Source organism: Nocardiopsis listeri, from assembly GCF_020741345.1.
In the GTDB taxonomy this organism is placed as follows: Bacteria; Actinomycetota; Actinomycetes; order Streptosporangiales; family Streptosporangiaceae; genus Nocardiopsis; species Nocardiopsis listeri_A.
Genome location: NZ_DYZD01000248.1, coordinates 1 through 2,475, shown reverse-complemented (window position 1 = coordinate 2,475; position 2,475 = coordinate 1). Strand labels below are relative to the sequence as shown.

General features: G+C 71.0%; 1 protein-coding gene and 1 pseudogene. Both read left to right on the top strand.

Annotation, left to right across the window (positions count from 1 at the left end; all coding sequences use genetic code 11):
* Nucleotides 1–880: pseudogene (locus K8V84_RS13045) on the top strand (hypothetical protein); the annotation flags it as partial.
* A gap of 99 nt (nucleotides 881–979) precedes the next feature.
* Nucleotides 980–2,475 (top strand): right-handed parallel beta-helix repeat-containing protein (locus tag K8V84_RS13040; RefSeq protein WP_304074501.1); only part of this gene is annotated, 1,496 nt, incomplete at its 3' end.

The following is a 2,475-nucleotide window of genomic DNA, read 5'->3' as shown; positions in this document are numbered from 1 at the left end:
CAACGGGCCCCTGGCCTTGATCGCCCCCGACGGCTCCGGCCAGGCCGATGGCGCCGACGCGCCCGCCGAGGAGGCCGAGGAGGCCGACGACACCGATGGCGCCGACGCGCCCGCCGACGACGAGAGAGACGGCGAACCCGCCCCTGAGGACGAAGGGCCCGGGACCGAGGAGGAGGCGCCTCCGGAGGCGCAGATCCTCGCCGAGCGGCGGCCCGTGTCCGTGGGCGAGCCCCTGAACACGGACGACGGGACCCCGCTGGCCGAGGTCCTTTCCCAGGAGGTCCCGGAGGAAGGGCGGTCTAGGGAAAAGGTGGACCAGCAGCCTTCGGCCAACGAGGAGCCCCCGCCGGAGTTCCGCTACGCCGAGGTGGCCGGGGTGGGCTGTGCCCCGAACGAGCGCATCGCCTACGGCACCGCAGGGGAGTTCTGGGAAGGGGACGGCACCCACAGTTGGGCCTTCGGGTTCGAGGGTGGTTTCGACACGGAGAACTGCGACGGCCGGTGGCACGCCATTCCGGTCTCCGGGGACCCGGACGCGCCGAACGGCAGGTACGCGTTCTGGACGTTCAACATCGGTTTCACGGACGCCCAATGTGAGATCTACGTTCACATCCCCGACGCGGAGAGCCCACGCTGGGTCGGGGGCGCCCCCGCCCAGTACCAGTTGCACCCGTCCGCGGACCCGTCGACCAGTGAGCCGTTCGCGTCCTTCACGGTCGACCAGGTCGCCGACAAGGGCGGCTGGGTGCACGTTGGCGCCTACACCCCGCCGGGTGACACCATCAGTGTGAAGCTCCAGAACAGTGGAGCCGACCAGATCGACGGCCAGAACACCAACGCCCATGTGGTGGCGTCGGCGGTCCGTACCCGCTGCAACTGATCCCCTACCGAGTGGGTCCGGCCTGTCGGCCGGACCCACCCCCGAACGACAACGGTGCCGCTCCTCGCGTGGGTAGCGACCCGATGAAAGGACCCGGCGATGTCCCGACAGCTCCTCAAGGTCGCACAGGATGGCAGGGACGCGCACCCGACCATCCGTGCAGCCCTGGCCGCGGCCCGGAGCGGCGCGCTCATTTCCATCGCGCCTGGACGCTATGAGGAGAGCCTGATGATCACCAAGGTGGTCACTCTCGCCGCCCAGAACGGGCGGGGCAGCGTCGAGGTCATCGCCGACTCCGGCTGCGCGGTCGCCTCCATCGCGGAGGCCGTCAAAATCACCGGTCTGGTCGTGCGCGGGCGTGACGGAGATAGGCCCACTGTCGACATCCCAGCAGGGCAGCTGGAACTGGCCGACTGCGAGGTGGACGGCTCGGCCTGGGCCGCGGTGGTGGTGCGCGACGACGGAGCGCTGGCCATGCGGGACTGCCGGGTCACCAACACCGGGGGCGCCGGGGTGGTCATCACCACCGGGCAGCCCACAGTCCTTGAGGACAGCACCATCGAGAACGTTGAGAGCACCGGTGTGGTCATCGGTGGCAAGGGCCGTCCCACCGTGCGCACCTGTACCATCCGTGACGCGCGCGGCAATGGTGTCTTCGCCAACGACCGCGCGGCCGGCTCTATCGCCGACTGCGAGATCACCGGTGTCACCAAGCCCGCCATCGTCCTGGACGACGATGCCACCACCACGATCAGTCGCGTGCGAGTCCACGACGTCGCCCAGGACGCGCTGCTGGTGTCCAGTAGCGGACGCCCCCGTGTCGAGGACTGCGCGTTCGAGGACGTCGGCGGACGCGGCATCGCCGTGCACAGCGGCGCCGACCCCCAGATCAGCGGGGTCACCATCACCCGTCCGACCACCGTGGGCGTGCACGCCTGGGGCAAGGCGCGCGGCATGCTGACCGGCTGCGCGGTGCACGACGCGGGGGAGGACGCGGTGCGCGTCGAGGACCGGTCCTCCACCGCGTTCGTGGAGATGACGGTGCAGGGCGGCGGGGGCGTCTTGGTCAGCGGGGGCAGCACCGCCGAGTTCGATCGCGGCCGGGTCGCGGAGACCACCGGGTCGGCTTTCACCATCGATGCCGCCGCGCCGTTCCTGCGCGGCGTGTCCATCAGCGAGGCCCGCGGACACGGCGTGCACTTCGCCGCCGAGAGCCAGGGCCGCGTCGAGGACGTCGGGATCGAGCGGGTCGGCCGCAGTGGCATCCAGGCCGGGGCCGGGTCACGCCCGCTGCTGAGCAACGTGCGGGTGCGCGCCGCCCGCGACAATGGCGTCACGGTCGCCACGGACGCGGTGGCCGACCTGCGGGACTGTGACGTGGCCGAATGCGGCGGTGACGGGATCTCCGTTCAGCCCGGCGGGGAGGTCACCGCGCTGCGATCGCGTATGCAAGGCGCCGGCCGCAACGGAGCGATGGTGGCCGCGGGTGCCCGCGCCGACCTGCGCCATTGCGAGGTCTTCGGCAACGTCGGCGACGGTGTCCTGGTTCACAGCGCCGAGGACGTCACACTGGACGCCTGCTCTGTACACGACAA